This is a genomic window from Bradyrhizobium sp. HKCCYLRH3097, from assembly GCF_051167875.1.
Taxonomy (GTDB): Bacteria; Pseudomonadota; Alphaproteobacteria; order Rhizobiales; family Xanthobacteraceae; genus Bradyrhizobium.
This window is the reverse complement of record NZ_JBNPTX010000001.1, coordinates 772,448-798,574: the sequence shown is the minus strand read 5'-3', so window position 1 is coordinate 798,574 and position 26,127 is coordinate 772,448. Positions and strand designations below refer to the sequence as shown.

The 26,127-nt window shown below is 66.4% G+C and carries 21 protein-coding genes and 1 other RNA gene; 12 read left to right on the top strand and 10 right to left on the bottom strand.

Features of this window, described 5'->3' with window-relative positions:
• Positions 1 to 46 precede the first annotated feature (46 nt).
• Together ACQR0U_RS03595 and ACQR0U_RS03590 are read left to right on the top strand one after the other, a co-directional pair.
• On the top strand, positions 47 to 1,282 hold the full coding sequence (locus tag ACQR0U_RS03595; protein WP_434872082.1) for a DNA recombination protein RmuC: 1,236 nt from the start codon (positions 47 to 49) through the stop codon (positions 1,280 to 1,282).
• A 117-nt stretch (positions 1,283 to 1,399) separates the two neighbouring features.
• Positions 1,400 to 2,785 carry an AmpG family muropeptide MFS transporter gene (locus ACQR0U_RS03590; RefSeq protein WP_316167268.1) on the top strand — a complete coding sequence of 462 codons (1,386 nt, stop codon included), beginning with the start codon at positions 1,400 to 1,402 and terminating at the stop codon, positions 2,783 to 2,785.
• A gap of 159 nt (positions 2,786 to 2,944) precedes the next feature.
• Here ACQR0U_RS03590 and ACQR0U_RS03585 read toward each other — a convergent pair whose 3' ends face one another.
• From ACQR0U_RS03585 to ffs, 5 genes are all read right to left on the bottom strand, one after another.
• The gene (locus tag ACQR0U_RS03585; protein ID WP_315715350.1) at positions 2,945 to 3,370 is read right to left on the bottom strand and encodes a hypothetical protein; all 426 of its coding nucleotides are present in this window, start codon (positions 3,368 to 3,370) and stop codon (positions 2,945 to 2,947) included.
• A 20-nt stretch (positions 3,371 to 3,390) separates the two neighbouring features.
• The gene (gene recR, locus ACQR0U_RS03580) at positions 3,391 to 3,990 is read right to left on the bottom strand and encodes a recombination mediator RecR (protein ID WP_315715349.1); all 600 of its coding nucleotides are present in this window, start codon (positions 3,988 to 3,990) and stop codon (positions 3,391 to 3,393) included.
• 25 nt (positions 3,991 to 4,015) lie between these two features.
• Positions 4,016 to 4,336, bottom strand: a complete 321-nt coding sequence (locus ACQR0U_RS03575; RefSeq protein ID WP_315715348.1) for a YbaB/EbfC family nucleoid-associated protein — start codon at positions 4,334 to 4,336, stop codon at positions 4,016 to 4,018.
• A 103-nt stretch (positions 4,337 to 4,439) separates the two neighbouring features.
• Positions 4,440 to 6,278 (bottom strand): DNA polymerase III subunit gamma/tau, encoded by a 1,839-nt coding sequence (locus ACQR0U_RS03570; RefSeq protein ID WP_316169602.1) that lies wholly within the window; start codon positions 6,276 to 6,278, stop codon positions 4,440 to 4,442.
• A 131-nt stretch (positions 6,279 to 6,409) separates the two neighbouring features.
• Positions 6,410 to 6,506: signal recognition particle sRNA small type (gene ffs / locus ACQR0U_RS03565), an RNA gene on the bottom strand.
• Between the two features lie 145 nt (positions 6,507 to 6,651).
• Between ffs and ACQR0U_RS03560 the strand changes: the two genes are divergently transcribed.
• The 5 genes from ACQR0U_RS03560 (at position 6,652) to ACQR0U_RS03540 (ending at position 10,579) form a co-directional block, all read left to right on the top strand.
• Entirely contained in the window at positions 6,652 to 7,071 is a 420-nt protein-coding gene (locus ACQR0U_RS03560; RefSeq protein ID WP_316227023.1) for an HIT family protein, read from the top strand.
• Between the two features lie 3 nt (positions 7,072 to 7,074).
• Complete coding sequence (gene nudC, locus ACQR0U_RS03555) at positions 7,075 to 8,019, top strand: NAD(+) diphosphatase (RefSeq protein WP_316227024.1); 945 nt, start codon at positions 7,075 to 7,077, stop codon at positions 8,017 to 8,019.
• Positions 8,020 to 8,149: 130 nt separating this feature from the next.
• Positions 8,150 to 8,650 carry an Lrp/AsnC family transcriptional regulator gene (locus ACQR0U_RS03550; RefSeq protein ID WP_315715344.1) on the top strand — a complete coding sequence of 167 codons (501 nt, stop codon included), beginning with the start codon at positions 8,150 to 8,152 and terminating at the stop codon, positions 8,648 to 8,650.
• A 112-nt stretch (positions 8,651 to 8,762) separates the two neighbouring features.
• Positions 8,763 to 9,092, top strand: coding sequence for a hypothetical protein (locus tag ACQR0U_RS03545; protein WP_316227025.1), 330 nt, complete (start codon positions 8,763 to 8,765; stop codon positions 9,090 to 9,092).
• Between the two features lie 20 nt (positions 9,093 to 9,112).
• Positions 9,113 to 10,579, top strand: coding sequence for a methyl-accepting chemotaxis protein (locus tag ACQR0U_RS03540; protein WP_315825863.1), 1,467 nt, complete (start codon positions 9,113 to 9,115; stop codon positions 10,577 to 10,579).
• A gap of 63 nt (positions 10,580 to 10,642) precedes the next feature.
• Here ACQR0U_RS03540 and ACQR0U_RS03535 read toward each other — a convergent pair whose 3' ends face one another.
• From ACQR0U_RS03535 to ACQR0U_RS03520, 4 genes are all read right to left on the bottom strand, one after another.
• Entirely contained in the window at positions 10,643 to 12,142 is a 1,500-nt protein-coding gene (locus ACQR0U_RS03535; protein ID WP_316227026.1) for a phosphomannomutase/phosphoglucomutase, read from the bottom strand.
• 224 nt (positions 12,143 to 12,366) lie between these two features.
• Positions 12,367 to 12,867, bottom strand: a complete 501-nt coding sequence (locus ACQR0U_RS03530; protein ID WP_315799204.1) for a TIGR02281 family clan AA aspartic protease — start codon at positions 12,865 to 12,867, stop codon at positions 12,367 to 12,369.
• A gap of 161 nt (positions 12,868 to 13,028) precedes the next feature.
• Entirely contained in the window at positions 13,029 to 15,503 is a 2,475-nt protein-coding gene (gene hrpB, locus ACQR0U_RS03525) for an ATP-dependent helicase HrpB (RefSeq protein WP_434842605.1), read from the bottom strand.
• A 116-nt stretch (positions 15,504 to 15,619) separates the two neighbouring features.
• Complete coding sequence (locus ACQR0U_RS03520; protein ID WP_315825860.1) at positions 15,620 to 16,939, bottom strand: UDP-glucose dehydrogenase family protein; 1,320 nt, start codon at positions 16,937 to 16,939, stop codon at positions 15,620 to 15,622.
• Positions 16,940 to 17,090: 151 nt separating this feature from the next.
• Here ACQR0U_RS03520 and ACQR0U_RS03515 point away from each other — a divergent pair, with 151 nt between their 5' ends.
• Positions 17,091 to 18,143 (top strand): acyltransferase family protein, encoded by a 1,053-nt coding sequence (locus tag ACQR0U_RS03515; protein WP_434842604.1) that lies wholly within the window; start codon positions 17,091 to 17,093, stop codon positions 18,141 to 18,143.
• Positions 18,144 to 18,151: 8 nt separating this feature from the next.
• Here the strand turns inward: ACQR0U_RS03515 and ACQR0U_RS03510 are convergent, their stop codons facing one another.
• Entirely contained in the window at positions 18,152 to 19,120 is a 969-nt protein-coding gene (locus tag ACQR0U_RS03510) for a quinone oxidoreductase family protein (protein ID WP_434842603.1), read from the bottom strand.
• Between the two features lie 99 nt (positions 19,121 to 19,219).
• Here ACQR0U_RS03510 and ACQR0U_RS03505 point away from each other — a divergent pair, with 99 nt between their 5' ends.
• From ACQR0U_RS03505 to ACQR0U_RS03490, 4 genes are all read left to right on the top strand, one after another.
• Positions 19,220 to 20,071 carry a LysR family transcriptional regulator gene (locus ACQR0U_RS03505; RefSeq protein WP_315715336.1) on the top strand — a complete coding sequence of 284 codons (852 nt, stop codon included), beginning with the start codon at positions 19,220 to 19,222 and terminating at the stop codon, positions 20,069 to 20,071.
• 72 nt (positions 20,072 to 20,143) lie between these two features.
• A complete protein-coding gene (gene polA / locus ACQR0U_RS03500; RefSeq protein ID WP_434842602.1) occupies positions 20,144 to 23,164 on the top strand; it encodes a DNA polymerase I in 3,021 nt (1,006 codons plus the stop codon).
• 1,005 nt (positions 23,165 to 24,169) lie between these two features.
• Complete coding sequence (locus ACQR0U_RS03495; RefSeq protein ID WP_316193314.1) at positions 24,170 to 25,369, top strand: glycosyltransferase family 87 protein; 1,200 nt, start codon at positions 24,170 to 24,172, stop codon at positions 25,367 to 25,369.
• A gap of 84 nt (positions 25,370 to 25,453) precedes the next feature.
• Positions 25,454 to 26,089, top strand: coding sequence for a LysE family translocator (locus ACQR0U_RS03490; RefSeq protein WP_434842601.1), 636 nt, complete (start codon positions 25,454 to 25,456; stop codon positions 26,087 to 26,089).
• The last annotated feature ends 38 nt before the right edge of the window (positions 26,090 to 26,127 follow it).

Genomic DNA, 26,127 nt, shown 5'->3' with positions numbered 1-26,127 from the left:
TTCTCTCTTCGTTCGCGAGCTTGTGCGAATCGGATAGACGGGCGTGATGACCGCCGCCAGCCAGTCCCTCAATCCTGTCGTCATCATGATCGGCGACCTTCCGGTCCGCGCCAGCGATGCGCTGATCGGATTTGGCGTGCTGGTGGTGCTGCTGCTCGTGATGATCGTGGCGGCCGTGGTGCGTTCCGGCCGGCGCGGCGCCGAGCTCGCGGCCCAGCAGGCGATGCGCAGCGATGAGATCGAACAACGGTTCAGCGAGATGATCCGCGTCCAGAGCGAGGCCTCCGGCCGGGTCGACGCGATGGCGCAGCTGCTCGCCGGCCGGCAGGTTGATCTTGCCCGCAGCGTCAACGAGCGGCTCGATGCGGTGACTCATCGCGTCGGACAGTCGATGGAGCAGAGTACGCGCCACACCATGGATAGTCTGCGCGTGCTGCACGAGCGGCTCGGCATCATCGACAATGCCCACCGTGATCTCAGCGAGCTGACGACCCAGGTCACGACCCTGCGCGACGTCCTCGCCAACAAGCAGTCGCGCGGCGCGTTCGGCCAGGCGCGGATGGAGGCGATCGTGCAGGACGGACTGCCGAAAGGCAGTTACGCGTTCCAGTACACGCTCGCCAGCGGCAAGCGGCCGGACTGCGTCGTGTTCCTGCCCGACGCGCGACCGCTGTGCATCGACGCCAAGTTTCCGTTGGAAGCCGTGACCGCGCTGCATGATGCGGAGACGGACGAGGAGAAGCGCACCGCGGCACAGCGCCTGCGTACCGACGTGCTGCGTCACGTCAACGACATCGCGGAGAAATATCTGGTGGTCGGCGAGACGCAGGACACCGCGCTGATGTTCGTGCCGTCGGAATCGGTCTATGCCGAGATCCATGATGGCTTCGACGACGTCATCCAGAAAGCGTATCGCGCGCGCGTCGTGCTGGTGTCGCCGTCGCTGCTGATGCTCGCGATCCAGGTCATGCAGCAGATCATGAAGGACGCACGCATCCGCGACGCCGCCGACCAGATCCGCAACGAGGTGATCCATCTCGGGGACGATCTCGGCCGCCTGCGCGAGCGCGTGCTCAAGCTGCAGAAGCATTTCGGCGATGTCGGCGAGGACATCCGCCAGATCCTCATCTCGGCCGACAAGATCGAGAAGCGCGCCGCGCGGATCGAGGAGCTCGACTTCAGCAAACAGGACACGCCGGTGGAGTCGCCACGCATCGCGCCAGCTACGGGCACCGCGCCGGATTTGTTTCCGCTGGCGGGACGCGTGCAGGCGGGGGAGTGATTGGGCAGCTCGCCCTTGTCGCAGCTTGAATTTTGCCAAGACTGTCATCGCCCGGCTCGCGGACGATGACAGCTGAGATGGGGAGCGTTTCTTGCGCAAATCTGCTACCACCCATCCATGACCGTACCTGAGGCTTCTTCCGACATCACCGCGACCGGCGCAAAGCCCGAGGCTGCGCCAAAAGCCCCCACCTGGCGCGAGAGCATGGCCGTCTATCTGCAGCCGCGCGTGCTCGTGGTGCTGTTCCTCGGATTTTCGTCGGGGCTGCCGCTGGCGCTGTCCGGCTCGACCTTGCAGATCTGGATGCGCGAGCTCGGCGTCGACCTCGGGACCATCGGGCTATTCGCGCTCGTCGGCACGCCCTACACGCTGAAATTCCTCTGGGCGCCGCTGGTCGACGCGCTGCACGTGCCGCTGCTGACGCGCGCCTTCGGGCGGCGACGCGGCTGGCTGGTGTTCGCGCAACTGCTGCTGATCGCCGCCATCCTGCTGCTGGCGTTGACCGATCCGGCGCACGCGCCGTTCATGGTGGCGCTGGCCGCGCTGCTGGTCGCCGCGATGTCGGCGACCCAGGACATCGTGGTCGACGCCTTCCGCGTCGAGAGCCTGCCGGAGAGTGAGCAGGCCGCGGGCATGGCGGCGTATGTCGCCGCCTACCGCATCGGCATGCTGGTCTCGACCGCCGGCGCACTGGTGGTGGTCAGTGCATTCGAGAACTCGGGGCTGACGCGTCCGTCGTCCTGGATGTGGGGCTATGTTGCGATGGCCGGACTGGTGCTGATCGGCACGATCACGGCCCTCGCGGCGACCGAGCCGGCCCAGTCGCAGCAGGCGGAGGCCGCGATGGGGGCGGACACCGCGCTCACCCGCGTGATGCATGCGGCTGCCGGGGCCTTCGTCGAGTTCCTCGGCCGACGTGATGCGCTCACGGCGCTCGCCTTCGTCGTGCTGTTCAAGTTCACCGACGCCTTCTCCGGCACGATGACCGCGCCGTTCGTGATCGATCTCGGCTTCAGCAAGGTCGACTACGCCGCGATCGTGAAAGGCGTCGGCCTCGCCGCCACGCTCGCCGGCGGCTTTGCCGGCGGTTTCGTCGCGCGGCGCTATTCGCTCGCCATCAGCCTGTGGATCGGCGGCATCGTGCAGGCGCTGGCCAACCTGTCGTTCTCATGGCTCGCCATCGTCGGCGTCAATCAGTGGGCGCTGGCGCTGGCGATCTCTGCGGAGAACCTCACCAGCGCGATCGGCACCGTGATCTTTGTCGCCTATCTCTCTGCGCTGTGCCAGAACCCGCTGCACACCGCGACCCAATATGCGCTGCTCACCGCGCTCGCCGCGGTTGGACGAACCTATCTGTCATCGGGCGCGGGCTATGTGGCGAAAGCGACCGGCTGGCCTGCATTCTTCGTCATCTGCGTGCTCGTCGCGATCCCGAGCCTCGTGCTGCTCGCTTGGCTGCAACGGCGTGGGCATTTCGATGATTTGGGGCCGGTGAAGTTGTAGCTGCCGCCTCACCGTCAACTGTCGTCACTCGCGAAGGCGGATGACCCAGTATTCCAGAGACGTCAGCTATCAACCGAGGGCCGCGGCGTACTGGATCGCCCGGTCGAGCCGGGCGATGACTGCAGAAGTCAGGAGGCGGCGCTCGCAGCGTCCCAAGTGTCACCGCTTCACCAAGCTCCACTTGGTCACGACCGCCTCGCTCATCTGCCCCGCATCCTGGGCGCAGGCGATCTCGTCGACCTTGACCGCGATCTGCTTGCCGAGCAGGCCCTTGAGCTGCGAGGCCTGCGCCGTGTTCGCGGTGACGAGCTGGAACGTCTCCGGTCCGGTCTCGAGATTGCACAGCCCGCTCGGCGGCGGCAGGCGGCGCGGCTCGCTGGTGATCTGATAGGCGGCGGAGGGCTGGCCCGATTTGGCGCCTTTCAGCTTCAGCGCCGTCAGCTCGCCCGACAGCACGTCACCGGCATTGAGCGGACGCCCCGCCTTCTGCGGTGCCTCGCTTTGCTGCGCCAGCACCGACGGCGCCGAGAGTGCCGCCAGAATCGCGCCCAAAGCCAGCCGTTTGCCGAATCCGCGTTTCGTCATCAATTCACTTCCGTCTGTGCTTAGAACAAGGTCCGCTGCCGCATCGCGGCCGAGAGCGTGCCTTCGTCGAGATAGTCGAGCTCGCCGCCGACCGGCACGCCATGCGCCAGCCGCGTGACCTTGACGTTCGCCTCCTGCAGGAGGTCGGTGATGTAGTGCGCCGTCGTCTGGCCGTCGACCGTCGCGTTCAGAGCGAGGATGATCTCCTGCACCTCCGGCGCATGCGCGCGCTGCACCAGCGCGTCGATGGTGAGATCCTGCGGACCGACTCCGTCGAGCGGCGACAAGGTGCCGCCGAGCACGTGATAGCGGCCGTTCGAGGCCTTGGCGCGCTCCAGCGCCCAGAGGTCGGCGACATCGGCGACGACGACGATCATCGCGGGATCGCGCCGCGGATCGGTGCACACCGTGCAGGGATTCTGCGTATCGATGTTGCCGCAGGTCTTGCAGACCTGGATGCGATCGATCGCGACCTGCAGCGCCGAGGCAAGCGGCACCATCAGCGCCTCGCGCTTCTTGATCAGATGCAGGGCGGCGCGCCGCGCCGAACGCGGCCCGAGGCCGGGCAGGCGCGCGAGCAGCTGGATCAGGCGTTCGATCTCAGGACCAGCGACGGCCATCAGTTCACGAATGTCATCAGGTCAACTAACCAAAACCGAAGCCGGGCGGCAGGCCGAGCTTGCCGGTGATGGCCTGCATCTTCTCCTGCATCGCGGCTTCCGCCTTGCGCCGTGCATCGCCATGCGCGGTCACCAGCAGGTCCTCCAGGATCTCGGCCTCCTCCGGCTTGAGCAGCGACGGATCGATCTTGATGCTCTTCACGTCCATCTTGGCGGTCATGCGCACGGCAACCAGACCGCCGCCCGAGATGCCCTCGACCTCGACGTTGCCGAGTTCCTCCTGCATCTCCTGCATCTTCGTCTGCAGCTGCGCCGCCTGTTTCATCATGCCGAGAAAGTCAGCCATCGGAGCACCTCATCATCAGCCATCTGGTTGAGCATGATCTCCGCGCAAACGCCTTTGGCGTTTGTCGCGAGGAAAACCGTTTTCCACTTTTCCGGATCATGCTCTAGAAATCATCATCGTCGGACTCGTCGGGCGGCTCGACAGCACTGGCGTCCGATTCGGGCGGCTCGGGGGCGAGCCGGCGCACTTCGACCACCTTGGTGCCCGGGAACCGCGCCAGGATCTCCTGTACGCGCGGATCGGCCTCCGCCGCCGCCTCTCGCTCGCTCTTGGCGCGCAGGTTCTGCTCGCGCAAGGTCGCCTGACCCGGCTCGTTGGAAACGATCACCGTCCAGCGCCGGCCGGTCCAGTCTTCCAGCTTGCGGCCGAGGTCCGAGACAAGCGAGCGCTGCGCCGTCCGTTCCAGCGCGATCTCCAGCCGTCCCTCTTCGAAGCGGACCAGCCGCACGTCCATCTCCAGCGCGCTCTTGGTGATCAGGTCACGATTCTTGCCGGCCAGCGCGACGAGTTCCTGAAAGCTCGCGATGCGCAGCGCGGGCTGGTCCTGTGTTGCCGGCGCCGGCTGTGACGACATCGCCTGCGGGCGCATCGAACCGCCGACCGCAGCGAGCGTCGGGCCTTGCGCGCGCGGCGCCTGCATCGGCGCCGACGTCATCACAGGCGGCGTTCCCGCGCTCATGGTGGATGCCGGCGCAGCACGCGCTCCGCCGCCGTTCGTGACAACGGGAGATCCGCCGCCGTTCTGGTCGATCATCCGAATGGCTTCGTCGGGCGTCGGCAGATCGGCCGCGTAGGCAATCCGTACCAGCACCATTTCCGCGGCGGCGGCCGGGCGCGTCGCACCTTGGGTCTCGGCAATGCCCTTGAGCAGCATCTGCCACATCCGCGACAGCACCCGCATCGACAGCTTGGTGGCGAAGTCGCGCGCGCGCAGCCGCTCGGTCTCGCTGAACGCGACGTTGTCGGCCGTGGCCGGCACGACCTTCACCCGGGTGACGAAATTCACGAACTCGGCCAGATCCGACAGCACGACCACGGGGTCGGCGCCGACGTCATATTGCTCGCGGAATTCCTTGAAGGCGGCGGCGATGTCGCCGCTGGCGAGATGGTGGAACAGGTCGATCACGCGGGTGCGGTCGGCGAGGCCCAGCATCTGACGGACATCGTCGGCGCGGACTTCGCCGGCGCTGTGCGCGATCGCCTGATCGAGCAGCGACAACGAATCGCGCACCGAGCCTTCGGCGGCGCGCGCGATGATGCCGAGCGCCTCGGGCTCGATCGTCACGCCTTCCTTGGTCGCGATGCCCGAAAGATGCTTCATCAGCACGTCGGCCTCGACGCGGCGCAGATCGAAGCGCTGGCAGCGCGACAGCACCGTCACCGGCACTTTGCGGATCTCGGTGGTCGCAAACACGAACTTGGCGTGCTCCGGCGGCTCCTCCAAGGTCTTCAGGAAGGCGTTGAACGCCGCTGTCGACAGCATGTGGACTTCGTCGATGATGTAGACCTTGTAGCGCGCGCTGGCCGGCGCATAGCGGACGCTGTCATTGATCTGGCGGACGTCGTCGACGCCGGTATGGGACGCCGCGTCCATCTCGAGGATGTCCATGTGCCGGCTTTCCATGATCGCCTGGCAATGGGTGCCGAGCACCGGCATATGGATGGTCGGCCCCTTCACCGAGCCGTCCGGCAGCTCGTAATTCAATGCGCGGGCGAGAATGCGGGCGGTGGTCGTCTTGCCGACGCCGCGGACGCCGGTCAGAATCCAGGCCTGCGGAATCCGGCCGGTCTCGAACGCGTTCGAGACCGTGCGCACCACGGCCTCCTGGCCGATCAGATCTGCGAAGCTGGAGGGGCGGTATTTGCGCGCCAGCACCCGGTAGGGCTTGGCGGGAGCGTCGGCGCTGTCAGGCGGAACAGGTGGGGCGCCAGCGTCGGTCATCGAGCGATCCGCAAGTGAGCATTCCAGGCCGGCATCGATCGCGATCGTCGACGCAATCAGCCGGAGCGCGGTTGAGCGCCCGCCCTGCGCGGGGTCCCCGCCATCTTTGCGCGATTCGCTCGAGAAAACAGGTAGGAGACTGACGAGCGACCCGATCCGGACCTCGTTAGGGCTGCTTCCTTCCGGACCTGACCCGGTTGGCGAGTGGCTCGTCCACCGCCAATCTCCCGCTGCCTATTTGGGGCCAAATGGTCCGGAAAGCAAGCGCGAGCTTCGCCGGCCTAGTCTACCGCCCCGCGGGCTTGTGCCGCAGCTCGGAAAGGCTTTAGGTGCCCGCGAGCTCCCCACCTGACCATCCGCCAGGAACCGCCGCATGCCCGAATCAGCTTGGTCGCTGCATCCGCAACTTGCGAAGGATACGATCGACATTGGCGACCTGCCGCTGTCCCGCGTGCTGGTGATCAAGGACGCGAACTATCCTTGGCTGCTGCTGGTGCCGCGGCGCGAGGACGCGGTCGAGATCATCGATCTCGACGAGGTCGCGCAGGCGCAGCTGATGACCGAGATCACGCGGGCGTCACGCGCGCTCAAAGAGATCACCAAATGCGACAAGCTCAACGTGGCCGCGCTCGGCAACATGGTGCCGCAGTTGCACGTCCACATCATCGCGCGACGCACAAGTGACGTGGCCTGGCCGCGACCGGTGTGGGGCGCCGCGCCGCCTGTGCCCCACGATGCGCAGGAGGTGCAGCAGTTCATCAGCGCTATCAGGCGCAAGATCTGGCTAGGGTGAGAGATGTCGCCATTCGACTTGTTTCCGTTGGGCAAGCCGGCCTTCGTCGGCCATCCGATCGATCGCGCCGCCCATCTGCGCTTCCATGACGACAAGCTGATCGCCTTTGAAAGCAAGCCGTCGACGCGGGCCTATGTCGTGCATCGCGATTCGCTGGTGCTGAAGCGCGAGGGCGACAAGCTGCGCGCGCTGCTGTCGATCGACGAGGCGCTGAAGTTCGGCGCCAATCCGGGAACGATCTTCCTCGGGCTGCAGGACGGAGCGGCGATGTTCGGCATGGGCATCTCGCCGGCGGCCGTCGAGAAGCTCGCCGGGCGCGACGATGTGGCCGTCACCGAGCTGCGCGGGATGGCGATGCAGGGCGCGATCCCGGTCGACCAGTTGGCGACGATCGCGATGGCGAAGTCCCTGGTATCATGGCATCAGCGCCACGGCTTCTGCGCCAATTGCGGCGCCAAGACCGCGATGCGCGAGGGCGGCTGGAAGCGCGAATGCCCGAGCTGCAAGACGGAGCATTTCCCGCGCACCGATCCGGTCGTGATCTCGCTGGTCGCCTCCGGCGACAAGTGCCTGCTCGGGCGGCAGAAGCAGTTTCCGGCCGGCATGTATTCCTGCCTCGCCGGCTTCGTCGAGGCGGCTGAGACGATCGAGGACGCCGTCCGGCGCGAGGTGTTCGAAGAATCGGGCATTCGCTGCACCGACGTGACTTATTACATGACCCAGCCTTGGCCCTATCCGTCGTCGCTGATGATCGGTTGCAGCGCCCGGGCGCTCAACGAAGACATCGTCATCGACCGCACCGAGCTCGAGGACGTGCGCTGGTTCAGCCGCGACGAGGCCCGGCAGATGCTACTGCGGCAGCATCCGGACGGCTTGGCGGGACCGCATCCGTTCGCCATTGCTCATCATCTGGTCGGCCGCTGGCTGAAGGAGAACGACGAGCGGTAACAGGAAACCAGCCCGGCCCTCTGTGGAAACGGCCAGACCCGGCCGCAAAGGGCTGAACGGCCGATCCTTGCCTTGGAACGATTTTCTCTATATGAGGGTTTTATAGCCTTCCTATGGAACAAGTTTCTCCATGACCGATGTCGCCGCCCAAGGCTCCGAGGCCAATCGCCGGCTCGATGCCATTGACCGCAAGATTCTGATGGTCCTGCAGGAGGACGCATCGCTGTCCGTCGCCGAGATCGGCGATCGGGTCGGATTGTCGTCGACACCGTGCTGGAAGCGCATCCAGCGGCTGGAGGCCGATGGCGTGATCCTGCGCCGGGTGGCCCTGGTCGATCAGAACAAGATCGGGCTCGGCATCTCCGTGTTCGTGTCGGTGGAGAGTGCGGACCATTCCGAGGCCTGGCTGCGCAAATTCGCCGAGGCGGTCAGCTCGATGCCGGAGGTGATGGAGTTCTACCGAATGGCTGGCGACGTCGACTACATGCTGCGCGTCGTCGTTGCGGACATGCAGAGCTACGATGTCTTCTACAAGAAGCTGATCAGCGCGGTGCCCCTGAAGAACGTCACCTCGCGCTTCGCCATGGAGAAGATCAAGTCGGTCACGGCGCTGCCGGTGCCGCCGGTCTGAGCCGAGCATTCCGGGCCGCTTGGACGTTGCAGCGCCGGCGTCCCGAACTCCAGTCGTCATCCCTAACGAACGTTTACCGGAAGTTATTCCCATCCCTCTATTCTTGGATGTGATGACGTCCGGTGCAACCATACCTCAGTCTTCGCGCCCGTGGCTCAATGCCACGGCGCTTCTGATCGCGAGCTTTGTCGCGGTCGCAGCGCTGTCACTCCAAGTGCGCGCGGGGAGCGAAATCGTGGCCGTCGCTTTCCCACCTTGGTGGAGCGCGCACCACGCGATGCTCGCTGCGGCTTCGGCTGACGCCGCGCTCGTGCGCACAACGACCATTTCATCGCTGCTGGTCGTTCGTCCCGGCGAACACGACGGCTCGGCGCGGCTGCGCGAGGCCGGAGCCTGGCTCATCATCGATCCGCAGGCGGTCTCCGCCTGCCTTGCAAAATGATCTCTTTGGGGGAATCGGAAATGAACGTCGAGACCAGCGATCTGGCAACCCTCCGGCACACGACCAGCAAGCTTCTGCTGGCGGTACTCTGGGTTCACGTTCCGCTCTCCCTCATCATCGGGCTGTCGCGCGGCGACTGGCTGATGCCGACCATGCTCATGGTCGTCATGGCGGTGGTGGCGACCCTTTCCTGGCGCAGCGCCGGCGACACCTTGTCGACCCAGCTCACGGTCGCGGTCGCCGTCATGGGCGGTGTATCTGTGCTTGTCTACCAGATGTCCGGACATGCCTGGCAGATCGACATGCACATGTATTTTTTCGCCGCGCTCGCCTGTCTGGTCGCATATTGCGACTACCGGCCGATCCTGGCCGGCACCGTCGCCGTCGCGCTTCACCATCTGGTCCTGAACTTCGTCTTTCCTGCAGCGATCTACCCGGGCGGCGCTGATTTCGGCCGCGTTGTGCTGCATGCGGTCATCCTGCTGATCGAGGCCGGTGTTCTCATCGCCCTTGCGCTCAAGCTGACGCAGTTGTTCGAAACCAGCGCGCGCAAGACCGCGGAAGCCGAATCGGCGATCGCTGCCGAGGCGCGCGCCACCGCCGAGCGGTTCGAGGCCGAGCAACGCGTCAAGCAGCAGGCTGATCTTGCCCGTCGCGAGCTTGCGGAAGGCTTCGAGCGCAAGATCGGCGGCATCGTCGAGGCGGTGGCCGTCGCCGCCAACGAGATGCAGAGCCTGTCCTCGTCGATGAGCCGGAGCAGCGCGGAGTCCTCGCGCCAGACGTCGGCCGCGGCCGGCGCCTCGCAACAGGCGTCGACCAATGTCGAGACGGTCGCTGCCGCAACGGAAGAGCTGACTGCGTCCATCAACAGTATCTCACAGCAGGTGACGCGGTCGGCGGAGATCGCCGCGAAAGCGGCGGACGAAGCTCGCCGCACCAACACCGTGGTCGCGAGCCTGGCTGCCGGCACTCAGAAGATCGGCGAGGTGGTGACGCTGATCCAGACGATCGCCAGCCAGACCAACCTGCTGGCGCTGAACGCCACCATTGAGGCGGCGCGCGCCGGCGAGCACGGCAAGGGCTTTGCCGTCGTGGCAAGCGAGGTCAAGGCGCTCGCCAACCAGACCGCGAAGGCCACCGAAGAAATTTCCAGCCAGGTGCAGAGCATCCAGAGCGCAACGGGTGACGCCGTCTCCGCCATCCAGGCGATCGGGGGAACGATTGCCGAGATCGACGACATCTCCAAGGAGATCGCCACCGCGGTCGAGCAGCAGGGCCTCGCCACCGGAGAAATTTCCGGCAACGTGCAGCAGGCGGCAGAAGGCACGCGGCTGGTCAGCCAAAGCATGGGCAGCGTGACCCGTGCCTCCGACGAGACCGGCAGCGCCGCCTCGCGCCTGCTGGAGTCCGCGACCGGACTCACCTCTCAATCGGCCCGGCTCAAATCCGAGGTCGATCAGTTCCTGAGCTCCCTGAGGGCCGCTTGATCCCATCGAGTAGGATGGGATCAGCGCGAGCATCGGCCCTGGCGGGACATCATCAGCGCGGCCTCAGATCGTCTGGTTGTAGGCGCCGACTTCGGGATGCGTCCGCAGCACCTCGTTGACCGCCTCGAACATGTCGTGCATGCGCCGCTCGGACACCGGGCTTTCGACCACCACCACGAGCTCGGGCTTGTTGGATGACGCTCGCACCAGACCCCAGCTGCCGTCCTCGACGGTGACGCGGACGCCGTTGACGGTGACGAGATCGCGGATCTTCTGCCCCGCCACCTTGCCGCCCTTCTGCTGCAGCGCCTGGAAGTGCTTCACGACAGCGTCGGCGACGCCGTATTTGACCTCGTCGCCACAATGCGGCGACATGGTCGGCGACGACCAGGTCTTTGGCAGCGCGTCCTTCAGGTCGGCCATCGACTTGCCCGGCGCCCGATCGAGCATATCGCAGATCGCGATCGCCGAGACCAGACCGTCGTCATAGCCTCGCCCGAACGGGCGGTTGAAGAAGAAGTGCCCCGACTTCTCGAAGCCGGCGAGCGCACCGAGCTCGTTGGTGCGGCGCTTCATGTAGGAATGGCCTGTCTTCCAGTAGGCGGTCTTCGCGCCCTGCGCCTGCAGCACCGGATCGGTCATGAACAGGCCGGTTGACTTCACGTCGACGACGAACTGCGCGTCCTTGTGGATCGCCGACATGTCGCGCGCCAGCATCACGCCGACCTTGTCGGCGAAGATCTCCTCGCCGGTATTGTCGACCACGCCGCAGCGATCGCCGTCGCCATCGAAGCCGAGGCCGACATCGGCCTCGTGCGCGAGCACGGCATCGCGGATGGCGTGCAGCATCTCCATGTCTTCGGGATTGGGATTGTATTTCGGGAAGGTGTGATCGAGCTCGGTGTCGAGCGGGACAACCTCGCAGCCGATCGCCTCCAGCACCTGCGGCGCGAACGCGCCCGCGGTGCCGTTGCCGCAGGCCGCGACCACCTTCAGCCTGCGCTTCAGCTTGGGACGGCTGGTGAGGTCGGCGATGTAGCGCGCCGGATAATTCTCATGGAACTGATAGGAGCCGCCGCTGCCATTCTTGAACGCGGCCTCGAGCACGATCTCCTTGAGCCGGGTCATCTCTTCGGGGCCGAAGGTGAGCGGGCGGTTGGCCCCCATCTTCACGCCGGTCCAGCCGTTGTCGTTGTGCGAGGCGGTCACCATGGCGACGCAGGGCACGTCGAGGTCGAACTGGGCGAAATAGGCCATCGGCGTCACGGCAAGGCCGATGTCATGCACCTTGCAGCCGGCGGCCATCAGGCCCGAGATCAGGGCGTATTTGATCGAGGCGGAGTAGCCGCGGAAATCGTGCCCGGTCACGATCTCCTGCTTGACGCCGCGTTCGGCGATCAGCGCGCCCAGCCCCATGCCGAGCGCCTGCACCCCCATCAGATTGATCTCCTTGTTGAACAGCCAACGCGCGTCATATTCGCGGAAGCCCGTCGGCTTCACCATCGGCTCGGATTCGAAGGCGTAGGTATTGGGAACCAGGACGGGCTTGGGTTTCGGAAACATCAGGAGACGGCCTCGGCAATATCACATCAATGGAAGAAGGCATTCGTGCTTAGCACGACGTCAGACAACAGTGTCAGAAGGCAGAGGAATGCAGGCAACAATCGGGCAGGACCGCTCGAGCAGGCCACCAGACGAACTATTCAATGACTGCGACTCGGGATCGGCCTGCCTGCCGGTATGTGGGGGCCGGTGACGCGCGAAACAACATTCCGCTTCGGTGCAGCCTACTGCTCCAGCACCATCTGGCCGTTGGCGTAGGCGAAACGCTTCAGCTTGGACAGGAAGGACAGGCCGAGCAGATTCTCCGACAGCGCCGTATCGGGCAGCACCAGGGCATCGACGTCACGCACGGTGAGCTCGCCGAGCTCGACCATCGCAAGCCTGGCCCGGGCGGCCTTCACGGTGCCGTTGGCCGTGGTCACGGTGGCGGTGTAGTCGCCGCGCGCCGGACGCAGGCCGAAACGGGCGGCCGAGCTCTCGTTCAGCGCGACCATCGAGGCGCCGGTATCGACCATGAAGCTGATGCGCTGACCGTCGATGCGGCCATCGGCGCGGAAGTGACCGCGGCGGTCGGTCGGAATGCTCAGGCTGCGCTGGCCCGCAGCAGACGGTTCCGCCGTGGCAACCCGCGCGGACGGCGTCGCGGATGCCGACGCGGGCGTCAGGCGATCGGCCAGTTGCGCCATGAAGGTGCCGAGACCGACGAGAACGGCCGCGAAGATCATTATGTTACGCATGACGCAAACGCCCGACTTTACCCCGCAACCGATTTGACCATCAAAGCCGCTGACGGGCGACTGCGAGTGACCGGCTGCCGCCGCCATTTTGGCGAAAACGATGAGTGAAGCGTTAACGACAACGACGGCGGCGGTACAATTTGCATGAGCTACGTCCCCCGCGGCTTGGCCCGCCGGGTCGGCTCGGCATGGGCCGGATCGTCGGGCCAAGGATGGCGCGGATAGCGGCCGCGCAGGTCGGTGCGGACCGCGGCGTAGGAGCCGCGCCAGAAGCCGGGCAGATCGCGCGTCACCTGCACCGGCCGCTGCGCCGGCGACAGCAGCTCCAGCACCAGGGGCACCGCGCCGCGCGCGATCGAGGGATGGGCGTTCAGGCCGAACAGCTCCTGCAGCCGCACCGCGATGGTGGGCCCCTGCTCGGCCTCGTAGTCGATCGCCAGCATGGTGCCGGTCGGCGCCTCGAAATGGGTCGGCGCCTCCCGATCGAGCCGGGCGCGGAGATCCCAGGGCAGCAGCGCCATCACGGCGTCGGAGACGTCGCCGGGCGATATGTCCTTGAGCGAGGTCTTGTCGGCGAGCAGCGGCACCAGCCAGTCCTCGCGCCGCTCGGCGAGGCCCGCCTCCGACAGGTCCGGCCAACTGTCGCCTTCCGCCTTGCGCAGGAAGGTGACGCGGTCACGCCACTGCCTGGCGGCCTTCGACCAGGGCAGCCGGTCGAGCCCGGCCGCGCAGATCCCTTCCGCGAAGATGCGCGCGGTCTCCTCCGACGGCGTCAGCGCGACTGGCGCATCGGCCATGGTGATCGCATGCAGCTTGCGCCGGCGGCGCGCCCGCAACGCCATCGCGTTTTGATCGAAGCTGACCTCGTCTCTCGCTTCGATATGTGCAGCAAAGTGCCGCTCGATATCCTCGATCGCCAGCGGCGCCGCCAGCAGGATGCGGCCGCTGGCCGCCGTTCCCGTCAGCTCACCGACCGCGATATAGGGCACGCGCGCCAGCGACGAGGCGGGGTCGACGGCGGCGCCGCGGCCATTGGCGAGCACGAAGCTGCCATTGCCGCGATTGCGCGCGACCCGGTCGGGAAAGGCGAAGGCGAGCATCAGGCCGGTGGAGATGTCCGCGTCTCCGGCGCGGGCGGACGCGGACGACACCTGCTGCGCCCACCGCCGCGCCAGATCGCGGGCACTTTGCGCGCGCGGCGAGCGGTCGCGGCGGAACTGATCGAGCCGCACCTCGAGATCAACGCTGTCGCCGCCCAGCCCGCGCTCGGTCAGGATGGCAGCGATGTCGGCGGCCTGCGCCGCCGCGCCGTGGTCGGCGGCATCGACGATCATCCGCGCCAGCCGCGGCGGCAGCGCCAGCGCCCGCAGCCGCCGGCCCTCGTTGGTCAGCCTGCCATCGGCATCGAGCGCATCGAGCTCGCGCAGCAGGTCCCTTGCCTCCTTCCAAGCCGGTTGTGGCGGCGGATCGAGGAAGCTCAGCGCGGAGGGGTCATTGACACCCCATTGCGCCAGGTCGAGCACCAGCGAGGACAGGTCGGCGCTGAGGATTTCCGGCTGCGTATAGGCCGCCAGCGAGGCCGTCTGCGGCTCGTCCCATAGCCGGTAGCAGACGCCAGGCTCGGTGCGGCCGGCGCGGCCGCGGCGCTGATCGACAGCGGCGCGCGAAGCCCGCACCGTCTCCAGCCTGGTGAGGCCGATGTCCGGCTCGTAGCGCGGCACCCGGGCGAGACCGGAATCGACCACGATGCGCACGCCCTCGATGGTCAGCGAAGTCTCGGCAATCGAGGTCGCCAGCACCACCTTGCGCTGCCCGTTTGGGGCGGGCGAGATGGCACGATCCTGCACGGCGGCATCGAGCGCGCCGAACAGCGGCACGATCTCAACGCTGGCATCGTGGACGCGCTCGGCGAGCATGGTGTGGGTGCGGCGGATCTCGGCGGCGCCTGGCAGGAAGGCGAGCACGGAGCCGGCATCGGCGCGCAGCGCGCTGGCGATGGTTTCGGCCATCTGGCGCTCGACCGGCGCATCCGGCTTGCGGCCGACATAGCGGGTCTCGACCGGATAGGCGCGGCCCTCGCTCTCGACCACCGGCGCATCGCCGAGCAGTCTGGCGACGCGGGCACCGTCGAGCGTCGCCGACATCACGAGGATACGGAGATCCTCGCGCAGCCCCTGCTGCGCATCGCGCGCCAAAGCGAGGCCGAGATCGGCATCGAGCGAGCGCTCGTGGAATTCGTCGAACAGCACGGCAGCGACGCCGGTCAGTTCGGGATCATCGAGAATCTGCCGGGTGAAGATGCCCTCGGTAACGACCTCGATGCGGGTCGCGCGCGAGACCTTCGAGCCGAAGCGCACGCGATAGCCGACGGTGTCGCCTACGCGCTCGCCGAGCGACTTCGCCATGCGCTCGGCCGAGGCGCGGGCCGCGATCCGGCGCGGCTCCAGCACGATGATCTTCTTGTCCCCAACCCAGACTGCATCACGCAAGGCCAGCGGCACCCGCGTGGTCTTGCCGGCGCCGGGCGGCGCCACCAGCACGGCGGTGTTGCTGCGTTCGAGCGTGCCGGACAGTTCGTCCAGCACGGCATCGATGGGCAGCGGTGTGTCGAAGCGAAGGGGCAATAGCAGTAACCCGTCATCACCCGCGAAGGCGGATGATCCAGTAAGCGCAAATCTCGCGGATCACGAAGATCGGGCGTACTGGATACCCCGCCTGCGCGGGGTATGACAATGCCATGTCAACCGCCCTTCACCGACGGCCTGCCGACGCTCTCGTAGACGAAGCCGTGGGCGGCCATCTCGTCGGGGCGGTAGACATTGCGCAAGTCGACGACGACCGGATGAGCCATCACCTCCTTGAGGCGATCGAGATCCATGGCGCGGTACTGCACCCACTCGGTGACCAGCACCATCGCATCGGCGCCGGTCGCGCACTCATAGGGATCGTCGTAGTAGGCGATCTCCGGCAGCTCCTTCTTGGCCTGCTCGATGCCGACGGGATCATGCGCGCGGACCTTGGCGCCCATGTCGAGCAGACCGGTCACCAGCGGGATCGACGGTGCCTCGCGCATGTCGTCGGTCTCCGGCTTGAAGGTGAGGCCGAGCACCGCGACCGTCTTGCCGCGCAGATTGCCGCCGACGGCATGCGCCACCTTGCGCGCCATCGCGCGCTTGCGGTTGTCGTTCACCGCCAGCACGGATTCGACGATGCGCAGCTGCGTGTCGTAGTCCTGCGCGATCTTGATCAGCGCACGCGTGTCCTTCGGGAAGCACGAACCGCCGAAGCCCGGACCGGCATGCAGGAACTTGGAGCCGATGCGGTTGTCGAGACCGATGCCGCGCGCCACCTCCTGCACGTCGGCGCCGACCTTCTCGGCGAGATCGGCGACCTCGTTGATGAAGGTGATCTTGGTGGCGAGGAACGCATTGGCGGCGTATTTGATCAGCTCGGCGGTGCGGCGCTCGGTGTACATCATCGGCGCCTGGTTCAACGACAGCGGGCGATAGATGTCGCCGAGCACCTTGCGGCCACGCTCGTCCGCGGTGCCGACGACGATGCGATCCGGCCATTTGAAATCGCGGATCGCAGCACCCTCGCGCAGGAATTCCGGATTGGAGGCGACGACGACATCGGCCGTCGGATTGGTCTCGCGGATGATGCGCTCGACCTCGTCGCCGGTGCCGACCGGCACCGTCGACTTCGTCACAACCACGGTGAAGCCGGTGAGCGAGGCCGCGATCTCGCGCGCGGCGGCATAGACGTAGGTGAGGTCGGCGTGTCCGTCGCCGCGCCGCGACGGCGTACCAACCGCGATGAAAACGGCGTCGGCCTCCGCGACCGGCTGCTTGAGGTCGGTGGTGAAATCGAGCCGCTTGGCCTTGACGTTGGCCGCGACCAGCGCATCCAGGCCGGGCTCGAAGATCGGGATTTCTCCGCGATGCAGCGCGGCGATCTTGCTCTCGTCCTTGTCCACGCAGGTCACCTGGTGACCGAAATCGGCGAAGCAGGCACCGGACACCAGACCCACATAGCCCGTGCCGATCATCGCAATTCGCATCGAAACCCATCCTTCAAGGTTAATACTTTCGCGTCTTAAACCATTTGCGGTTCAAGGGGAATTTAGAAAACGGCATGACGTTTGGATGACAAGGAGGAGTATTAACGGCTCTGCCCGACAATGCGGCAGCTCCGCGCCAAAGAGGGACAGCATGACCGCGAATGGTACGCCGAAAACGGCCGGAACCGAGACGCGCATCGACTGGGTGGACTACGCCAAGGGTATCTGCATCATCATGGTGGTGATGATGCACTCGGTGCTCGGCGTCGAGCTCGCCGCCGGCGAGACCGGCTTCATGCACGCCGTCGTCGCCTTCGCCAAGCCGTTCCGGATGCCCGACTTCTTCCTGATTTCCGGCCTGTTTCTGCCACTGGTGATCGACCGGGACTGGCGTACCTATCTCGACCGCAAGGTGGTGCATTTCGCCTACTTCTACGTGCTGTGGGTGACCATCCAGTTCGGCTTCAAGGCGCCCGGCTTCGCCGCCGCGTCCGGCTGGCCGCACGCCGGCTACCTGTACCTGGAATCCTTCATCGAGCCGTTCGGCACGCTGTGGTTCATCTATCTGCTGCCGATCTTCTTCGTCGTCATCAAACTGACACGAAAGCTGTCGGCGCCGGTGATCTGGGGCATCGCGGCCGGCCTCGAAATGGCGCACATCGTCACCGGCTGGACCGTGATCGACGAATTCTGCGCCCGCTTCGTCTACATCTATTCGGGCTATCTGTTCGCGCCTGCCATCTTCGCGCTGTCGGATCGCGCGCGGGCGCAGCCGATGCTCGCCATCGTCGGCCTGCTCGCCTGGGCGGTGATCAACCAGTCGCTGGTGAACCTCGGTGTCAGCGAGTGGCCGGCTGTCTCCCTCATGCTCGGCTATGCCGGCGCCGTCGCCATCATCATCGCCGGCACGCTGCTGGCGCGCGCGCAGCTCCTCAACGCATTGCGGTTCTGCGGCGAGCATTCGATCGTGATCTATCTCGCCTTCTTCCTGCCGATGGCGGCGACGCGCACCTTGTTGCTGAAGACGGGCGCCATCGCCGACATCGGCACGATCTCCCTGCTCGTGACCGTCGCCGGCGTGCTCGGCGCGCTCGCGATCTGGCGCCTCGCGCTGCGCCTCGGCGCACGCTTCCTGTTCGAGCGCCCGATCGCGTTCTGGATCGCGCCGCCGAAGCCGAAAGCCGTGTTGCAGCCGGCGGAGTAGCGTCACCGTCAGGGCACCAGAAGCAGCGCGCCACGGCTGCGGCCGCTCTCCAGATCGATATGGGCCTCGACGACCCGCGCCAGCGGATACGCGGTGCCGTGGCCGACGAGATCGCCATCGGCGAGCGCGGCGAGAACCGTCGCTGCATCCCTGCGATAGTCGGCGACATCGTTGACATGGGCCATCACGCTCGGGCGTGCCAGCGACAGGCTGCGGCGCGGCCCCAGCTCCTCGACGGCAAGGCTTGGAATTGGACCGCCGGACTGACCGATGCTGGCGACCGTCCCGAACGGCCTGACGCAGGCGAGCGTCCGCGCAAGCGTCTTGCCGCCGACGCCATCATAGGCGACGTCGACGCCGCGCCCGTCGGTCAATCGCTTCACGGCATCGACGAAGTCAGCATCCCGGCCGACGATCAGATGGCGCGCGCCAGCGGCACGCGCGAGCTCCGCCTTGGCCTCCGAGCTCACCGTGCCGATGACGGTCGCGCCGCGCAGCCGAGCCAGTCGCGTCAGCACCTGGCCGAGCCCGCCGGCGGCACTGTGCACCAACAGCGTCGTTCCGGCTCCGACGGCATAGGTACGATTGAGCAGCATCACCGCGGTGATGCCTTTCAGCAGGGTCGACGCAGCGCTCGCTTCAGACACGGCGTCGGGCAGCGGCATCGCGCGCCAGGCGGGCAGATTTCGCTCCGAGGCATAGGCGCCGACCGGGGCGCCGGCATAGGCGACGCGGTCGCCGACGGACAACTCTGTCACGTCCGCGCCTTTCGCCGTCACGATCCCCGCCCCTTCGACCCCAGGAATTCCATCGGGCAGCGGATAGAGGCCGCTGCGCTGATAGATATCGATGAAGTTCACGCCGATCGCGGTGTGGCGCAGCCGGATCTCGTTGGCGCCCGGCGCCGGCAGCTCAACATTCTCCAGCACCAGATTCTCCGCGCCACCCGGTGCCTTCAGTCGAACGATAGCAACCATGCCCGTCTCCACACATCTTGCCTTGATCCGGACAGTGTGGTCAGCGTTGGCATTCTGCGGAATTACCCAATTTGGCTCCCCTATTGTGAATATTCGAACATGCGGATCGACTGGACCGACCTTCACCACTTCGTGACCCTGGCCCGCGAGGGCACGCTGTCGGCCGCCGCACGTGGTCTCGGCGTCGATCATGTCACGGTGGCCCGCCGGGTCGCGGCCCTGGAACGGGCCACCGGGCTGAAGCTGGTCGACCGCCGAGCGCGGGCCTATGAGCTGACCGAGGACGGCCGCCGCCTCGCCGCGGCCGCCGGCCCGATGGAGCAGGCCGCGTTCGCGATCGAGCGCGCCGTGGTCGCATCGCGTCCCGGTCTGGCCGGTGAGGTCTCGGTCAGCGCGCCGCCGACGCTCGCCAACAGGCTGATCGCGCCACGGCTGGTCGAGCTGCACCGACGGCATCCCGCCATCATCATCAAGCTGATCGGCGAGAAGCGCAGCGCCTCGCTCAACCGACGGGAAGCCGACATCGCTCTGCGACTGTCCCGTCCTGACGAGCCCGGCCTGATCGCACGCAAGATCGGCCGCTTCGGCTTCAACCTCTACGGCGCGCCGCACTATCTCAAGCAGACGCCGCAGCATGCGCTCGGATTCATCGCCTATGATGCCAGCATGGACTCGGCACCCCAGCAGCAATGGCTGAAGGCGGTCGCCGGGCAGCGCCCGATCGTGTTTCGGAGCAGCGATCTCGAGAGCCAGGCCGCAGCGGCGCGCGCAGGGCTGGGGCTCGCCGCCCTGCCGCATTTTCTCGGCGATCATGATCCCGACCTCACCCGCTTCGAAGCCGGCGCGGCCATCAGCAGGGACATCTGGCTCATCGTTCATCGCGACCTCAGGCGCACGCCCCTCATTCGCGCCGTCATGGAGTTCCTGACCCGCTGCGTCCGACCGGACTGAGGGGCGGAAAAATCCGGTGCGCATGGCGTCGTCACGGCTGTCAATGCGAGCGAAAATCCCTACATTGCGGCCATGCCCAAAGCTCCCCAGAAAGCCGCCGCCACGCCCGCCGCCCCTGTGCCTGCCGCCGCCAAGGGCGCGGCCAACGGCGACCATGTGTTCCTGGTCGACGGCTCGTCCTACATCTTCCGCGCCTATCACGCGCTGCCGCCGCTCAACCGCAAGTCCGACGGGCTGCAGGTCAATGCCGTGCTCGGCTTCTGCAACATGCTGTGGAAGCTGCTGCGCGACATGCCCGAGACCGACCGACCGACGCATCTGGCCATCGTGTTCGACAAGTCCGAGGTCACGTTCCGCAACAAGATCTACGCCGACTACAAGGCGCACCGGCCGCCGGCGCCCGACGACCTGATCCCGCAATTCGCGCTGATCCGCGAGGCCGTCCGCGCCTTCGACCTGCCGTGCCTGGAGCAATCGGGCTTCGAGGCGGACGACCTGATCGCGACTTATGCGCGGCTTGCCTGCGAGCGCGGCGCCACCACCACCATCGTGTCCTCGGACAAGGATTTGATGCAGCTCGTCAACGACTGCGTCACGATGTACGACACGATGAAGGACCGGCGCATCGGGGTCGCCGAGGTGATCGAGAAGTTCGGCGTGCCGCCGGAGAAGGTGGTCGAGGTGCAGGCGCTGGCCGGCGATTCCACCGACAACGTGCCGGGCGTGCCCGGCATCGGCATCAAGACCGCCGCGCAGTTGATCACCGACTATGGCGATCTCGAAGGCCTGCTGACGCGCGCAAGCGAGATCAAGCAGCCGAAGCGGCGCGAGGCGCTGATCGAGAACGCCGAGAAGGCGCGGATCTCGCGCCAGTTGGTGCTGCTCGACGACAAGGTCGTGCTCGATGTGCCACTCGACGACCTCGCGGTGCACGAGCCCGATCCGCGCAAGCTGATCGCCTTCCTCAAGGCGATGGAGTTCACCACGCTGACGCGCCGCGTCGCCGAGTATTCGCACATCGATCCGGCCGACGTGTCGGCGGATGAACAGTTGAAGGTGGGATCGAGTCCGGCCGCAGCCCCCACCCCGCCCTCCCCCGCAAGCGGGGGAGGGAGCACACTGAGCAAGCCAGCCGCCGCTCCTCGCAGCGGTGACCCGCGCACCGACAAGTCGGCGATGAGCAAAGGCACACCCGCCAGCCTCGCCGAGTCCAGGGCCGAGGCGGCCAAGAGCGCGCGGATCGATCGCGATAAATATCAGACCGTGCGCACCGTACCGGAGCTGAATGCGTGGCTCGCCCGCGTCCATGACTTCGGTCGGGTCACCATCGACGTCAAAGCCAGCTCGATCGATCCGATGCAGGCCAGCCTGTGCGGCATCGCGTTGGCGCTGGCGCCGAACGACGCCTGCTACATCCCGCTGGCGCATCGCCAGGCCGGCGATGGCGGCGGCCTGTTCGATGCCGGGCTCGCACCTGGCCAGATCAGGGACAGCGAGGCGCTCGCTGCCCTGACGCCCATCCTGGAATCGGCCGGCCTGCTCAAGATCGGCTTCAACATCAAGTTCACGGCCGTGATGCTGGCGCAGGCCGGCATCACCCTGACCAACACCGACGACGTGCAGCTGATGAGCTACGCGCTGGACGCCGGACGTGGATCGCAGAAGCTCGACTCGCTGTCCGAGCACGTGCTCGGACACGCCATGATCAGTGAAGGTGAGCTGATCGGGAGCGGCCGGAACAAGCTGACCTTCGAGCAGGTCGCCATCGATCGCGCGACCGCGCATTCCGCGGAAGCCGCCGATGTCATCCATCGGGTCTGGCGCGTGCTGAAGCCGCGCCTCACGGCGGAGCGCATGACCGCGGTCTACGAGACCCTGGAGCGGCCGCTGGTGTCGGTGCTGGCGCGCATGGAGCGGCGCGGCATCTCGATCGACCGCCAGGTGCTGTCGCGCCTGTCCGGCGACTTCGCCCAGACCGCGGCGCGCGTCGAGGCCGAGTTGCAGGAGCTGGCCGGCGAGCCGATCAATGTCGGCAGCCCGAAGCAGATCGGCGACATCCTGTTCGGCAAGATGGGCCTGTCGGGCGGCACCAAGACCAAGACCGGCGCCTGGTCGACCTCTGCCTCCATCCTCGATGACCTCGCCGAGCAGGGCAACGATTTCGCGCGCAAGATCCTGGAATGGCGCCAGGTCTCGAAGCTGAAATCGACCTATACCGATGCGCTGCCGACCTATGTCAACCCGCAGACGCATCGCGTGCACACCACTTACGCGCTGGCGGCGACCACCACCGGCCGGCTGTCGTCGAACGAGCCGAATCTGCAGAACATCCCGGTGCGGACCGAAGATGGCCGCAAGATCCGCCGCGCCTTCATCGCGACGCCGGGCCATAAGCTGGTGTCGGCCGACTACTCGCAGATCGAGTTGCGGCTGCTCGCGGAGATCGCCGACATCCCCGTGCTGAAGCAGGCGTTCAAGGACGGGCTCGACATCCACGCGATGACGGCATCCGAGATGTTCGGCGTGCCGATCAAGGACATGCCGAGCGAGGTGCGCCGCCGCGCCAAGGCGATCAATTTCGGCATCATCTACGGCATCTCCGCGTTCGGCCTCGCCAACCAGCTCGGCATCGCCCGCGAGGAGGCCTCGGCCTACATCAAGCGCTATTTCGAGCGCTTCCCCGGCATTCGCGACTACATGGACGCGACCAAGGAGTTCTGCCGCAAGCACGGCTATGTCACCACGTTGTTCGGCCGCAAGTGCCATTACCCCGAGATCAAGGCCTCCAACGCCTCGGTGCGCGCCTTCAACGAGCGCGCCGCGATCAACGCGCGGCTGCAGGGCACCGCGGCCGACATCATTCGGCGCGCCATGATCCGCGTCGAGGAGGCCCTGGCGCAAAAGAAGCTGTCGGCTCAGATGCTGCTGCAGGTGCATGACGAACTGATCTTCGAGGTACCGAACGACGAGGTCGCCGCGACCTTGCCGGTGGTGCAGCACGTCATGCAGGACGCCCCCTTCCCGGCGGTGCTGCTGTCGGTGCCGCTACATGTCGACGCGCGGGCCGCCGACAATTGGGACGAGGCGCATTGAGCTGATCGCGGTGATCTCTGCTTCGTCATCGCAAGCGCCGAAATCCGTCCACGAGCGAGATGCCACCCTCCCCTGGAGGGGGAGGGTCGATCGCACGCGAAGCGGGCGAGCGGGGTGGGGTGAGCCGCGGGCGCTGGCGCCTGTGGAGAGATCACCCCACCCCGCCTCCCATTCGCTGCGCTCATGAGAGGCGACCCTCCCCCTCCAGGGGAGGGTGGGCAGCGTGCCTCGCAACGCAGCCCTCATACGCATCCGTTTGATGCTCCCCAATACGATGATCATTGGCTGCAACGCGAGCCGTAGACATGCCTCAGCCTTCTCGCAGCATGATTTGCTCGAGGGATGCATGTCGTTCGCCCTCTGAATTTTGCAGAGGGCGCAGGGAAGGCCGGGCCTCGGCTGAGGCCCGTGGCCCGCCTGCTCAAAAGAATGCAGGCGGCAGGTACCACAGGTTCAGCCGGACAGACCCGGCCCTCCCTGCGCGTTGGGCTTAACGTCTGCTCCGAGCTCTCCCCGGGGACCGGCTTGTTTGCCCCCGTCACCAGCGCGACACGTGATGTCACGCAGGCTTGGCGCCAGCTTCGGGGCGCCAGGACCACACGGCTTGAACGTCCGCGAGCTGCCAATCGTCCAGCGCATCAGCACCTGGCAGGCCCGCGGCCACCGCTCCCCGCCTCAACGTATCGTGACGACGCGTACGCCCCTCTGCATGAGGACGGGATGCGCTGAATAGAGCACGATTTCGGAAAAATAGCAATACAAATCTTGACGAGCGCGTTGCCCGATGCCGAGCGATGACGCCGTCCCCTGTTCACGGTCACTCGGAACGCGGCGATTTTACCCCTCGTTAGGCACGATGAGATCGCGCCTGGCCGGATGGACGGACGGTAACTCGACGTGCAGCGCACCCTGGCAAGGTTGGAGAGGCACCGCACGCGAGCGATCGCTGACAGCTCCGATCATCCCCATGCCACGACTGCGCCGAGGGCGCGAACGAAGAGCTCCATGACCGCGACCTCATCCGCAGCTCACCCCAAGACGCGCGACCGGCGCGCGGTGCTGATCCTGCTGGTCGCGATGGCGCTCTACAACGGCGCCTATCTCGTCGGCTGGGCGCTGTCGTCGCCCCAGCCGGCGTTTGGCGACTTCTTCGGGCTATGGTCGTTCGGCAGATTTGCCGCGCTGTCCGGCGCCGGCATCTACGATCCGGTTGCGCTCGCGCGCTATCAGCAGACGCTGGATCCGACGCTGGGCGGCGGCGGCTTTCCCTATCCCTATCCGCCGACCTTCCTGCTGGTGCTGATACCCCTGGGCATGCTGGCGCTGCCGGTTGCCTATGTCTGCTGGATCTCGGTCACCTTCGCGCTTTATGGCCTGGCGACGCTGGAGCGCGATTGGCGCTCGTTAACCTCTCTGGCGCTGCTCGCGGCGCCAACCACGCTCATCAACGCGATCACCGGCCAGAACGGTTTCCTGTCGGCTGCCTTGCTGATCGGCGGATTGCGCCTGCTCGCGCGCCACCCGATCGTTGCCGGCACGCTGCTCGGCCTGCTCGCCTACAAGCCACAATTCGTGCTGCTGATGCCGGTCGTGCTGCTGGCGTCACGCAACTGGCGCGCCATCCTCTCGGCCATCGCCACGACCGTGATCGTCGCGGTCGTCACCAGCGCTGCGCTCGATGCGTGGATCTGGCTCGAATGGATCGTGAAATTTCCGAGCTATCAGGCGCAATTGCAGGCCAACCAGGTCAGCCTCAATCACATGATGCCGACGGTCATCGCTGGCTTGCACGCGCTCGGCGCGCCGCCGCCGATCGGCTACTTGGTTCAGCTCCTGTTGTCCTGCTCCATCGTCGTGATGGTCTGGGATGCCTGGCGACGCGGCTCAACGCAGCAGGCGATCGCGCTGGTCGCGGTCGGCAGCATCATCGCCACGCCCTATGCGATGATCTACGACATGCCGATGGTGGCGGCGGGGATTGCGATCCACTGGAAGGCGCGGAGCGACGCCGGCGAGCCGATCGCGCCGCTGGAGATCGGCCTCGTGATCGCGCTGGGAGCCTGCCTGCTCGCCATGATCGGGCACTCCGTGCCGTTCGCGGCGGCCATTCTGCTGGTCCTGCTGGCGTTGAGCATCGCCGGTGTGTTCGACCGCTCCGGCCGGAGCGCGCCTGCATTGAACATGACGCCGCCCGCCGCGGGTTGATTGTTCTCGGTGCAATTGACCGGATGACGATCGGCGATCGGCTGCGCTAAGCAGGCGGAGGAGATCCCCATCGTCACGCCGGTCATGCCCCCCGCATCTTCCCTGCTCGCTTTCGCCCTCGTCTCGCTCGGCATGGTGCTGACACCAGGGCCGAACATGATCTATCTGATCTCGCGCGCGATCACGCAGGGTCACGTCGCGGGCCTGGTCTCGCTCGGCGGCGTTGCCGTCGGCTTTCTGGTCTACATGCTGGCGGCGGCGTTCGGCATCACGGCGCTGCTGTTTGCCGTGCCGTTCGCCTATGACGCGCTGCGCCTCGCCGGCGCTGCCTACCTGCTCTATCTGGCGTGGCAGGCGGTGAAGCCGGGTGGACGCTCGCCCTTCCAGGTGAGGACCCTCGCCATCGACAGCCCACGCCGGCTGTTCCTGATGGGGCTCGTCACCAATCTGCTGAACCCGAAGATCGCGATGCTGTATCTGGCGCTGCTGCCGCAGTTCATCGATCCCGCTGTTGGCAGCGTGCTGACGCAGTCGATGGTGCTTGGCGCGATCCAGATCGTGATCAGCATCGGCGTCAACGCCATGATCGCCATGGCGGCAGGATCGATTGCCCTGTTCCTGGCGACACGGCCGAGCTGGGCGCTCGTGCAGCGCTATCTGATGGGCACGGTGCTCGCGGGACTTGCGGTGCGCATGGCGCTGGAGGCGCGGCGGGGGTGATTTCCATCGGCTCCCCCGCCTTGTCCGCCGAAGCCTCT

Excerpts from the sequence above, each read along its gene's own strand:
- ACQR0U_RS03595 (WP_434872082.1), top strand. The coding sequence starts at position 47 with ATGACCGCCGCCAGCCAGTCCCTCAATCCTGTCGTCATCATGATCGGC.
- ACQR0U_RS03590 (WP_316167268.1), top strand. The coding sequence starts at position 1,400 with ATGACCGTACCTGAGGCTTCTTCCGACATCACCGCGACCGGCGCAAAG.
- ACQR0U_RS03585 (WP_315715350.1), bottom strand. The coding sequence starts at position 3,370 with ATGACGAAACGCGGATTCGGCAAACGGCTGGCTTTGGGCGCGATTCTG.
- recR (WP_315715349.1), bottom strand. The coding sequence starts at position 3,990 with ATGGCCGTCGCTGGTCCTGAGATCGAACGCCTGATCCAGCTGCTCGCG.
- ACQR0U_RS03575 (WP_315715348.1), bottom strand. The coding sequence starts at position 4,336 with ATGGCTGACTTTCTCGGCATGATGAAACAGGCGGCGCAGCTGCAGACG.
- ACQR0U_RS03570 (WP_316169602.1), bottom strand. The coding sequence starts at position 6,278 with ATGACCGACGCTGGCGCCCCACCTGTTCCGCCTGACAGCGCCGACGCT.
- ACQR0U_RS03560 (WP_316227023.1), top strand. The coding sequence starts at position 6,652 with ATGCCCGAATCAGCTTGGTCGCTGCATCCGCAACTTGCGAAGGATACG.
- nudC (WP_316227024.1), top strand. The coding sequence starts at position 7,075 with ATGTCGCCATTCGACTTGTTTCCGTTGGGCAAGCCGGCCTTCGTCGGC.
- ACQR0U_RS03550 (WP_315715344.1), top strand. The coding sequence starts at position 8,150 with ATGACCGATGTCGCCGCCCAAGGCTCCGAGGCCAATCGCCGGCTCGAT.
- ACQR0U_RS03545 (WP_316227025.1), top strand. The coding sequence starts at position 8,763 with ATGACGTCCGGTGCAACCATACCTCAGTCTTCGCGCCCGTGGCTCAAT.
- ACQR0U_RS03540 (WP_315825863.1), top strand. The coding sequence starts at position 9,113 with ATGAACGTCGAGACCAGCGATCTGGCAACCCTCCGGCACACGACCAGC.
- ACQR0U_RS03535 (WP_316227026.1), bottom strand. The coding sequence starts at position 12,142 with ATGTTTCCGAAACCCAAGCCCGTCCTGGTTCCCAATACCTACGCCTTC.
- ACQR0U_RS03530 (WP_315799204.1), bottom strand. The coding sequence starts at position 12,867 with ATGATCTTCGCGGCCGTTCTCGTCGGTCTCGGCACCTTCATGGCGCAA.
- ACQR0U_RS03520 (WP_315825860.1), bottom strand. The coding sequence starts at position 16,939 with ATGCGAATTGCGATGATCGGCACGGGCTATGTGGGTCTGGTGTCCGGT.
- ACQR0U_RS03515 (WP_434842604.1), top strand. The coding sequence starts at position 17,091 with ATGACCGCGAATGGTACGCCGAAAACGGCCGGAACCGAGACGCGCATC.
- ACQR0U_RS03510 (WP_434842603.1), bottom strand. The coding sequence starts at position 19,120 with ATGGTTGCTATCGTTCGACTGAAGGCACCGGGTGGCGCGGAGAATCTG.
- ACQR0U_RS03505 (WP_315715336.1), top strand. The coding sequence starts at position 19,220 with ATGCGGATCGACTGGACCGACCTTCACCACTTCGTGACCCTGGCCCGC.
- polA (WP_434842602.1), top strand. The coding sequence starts at position 20,144 with ATGCCCAAAGCTCCCCAGAAAGCCGCCGCCACGCCCGCCGCCCCTGTG.
- ACQR0U_RS03495 (WP_316193314.1), top strand. The coding sequence starts at position 24,170 with ATGACCGCGACCTCATCCGCAGCTCACCCCAAGACGCGCGACCGGCGC.
- ACQR0U_RS03490 (WP_434842601.1), top strand. The coding sequence starts at position 25,454 with ATGCCCCCCGCATCTTCCCTGCTCGCTTTCGCCCTCGTCTCGCTCGGC.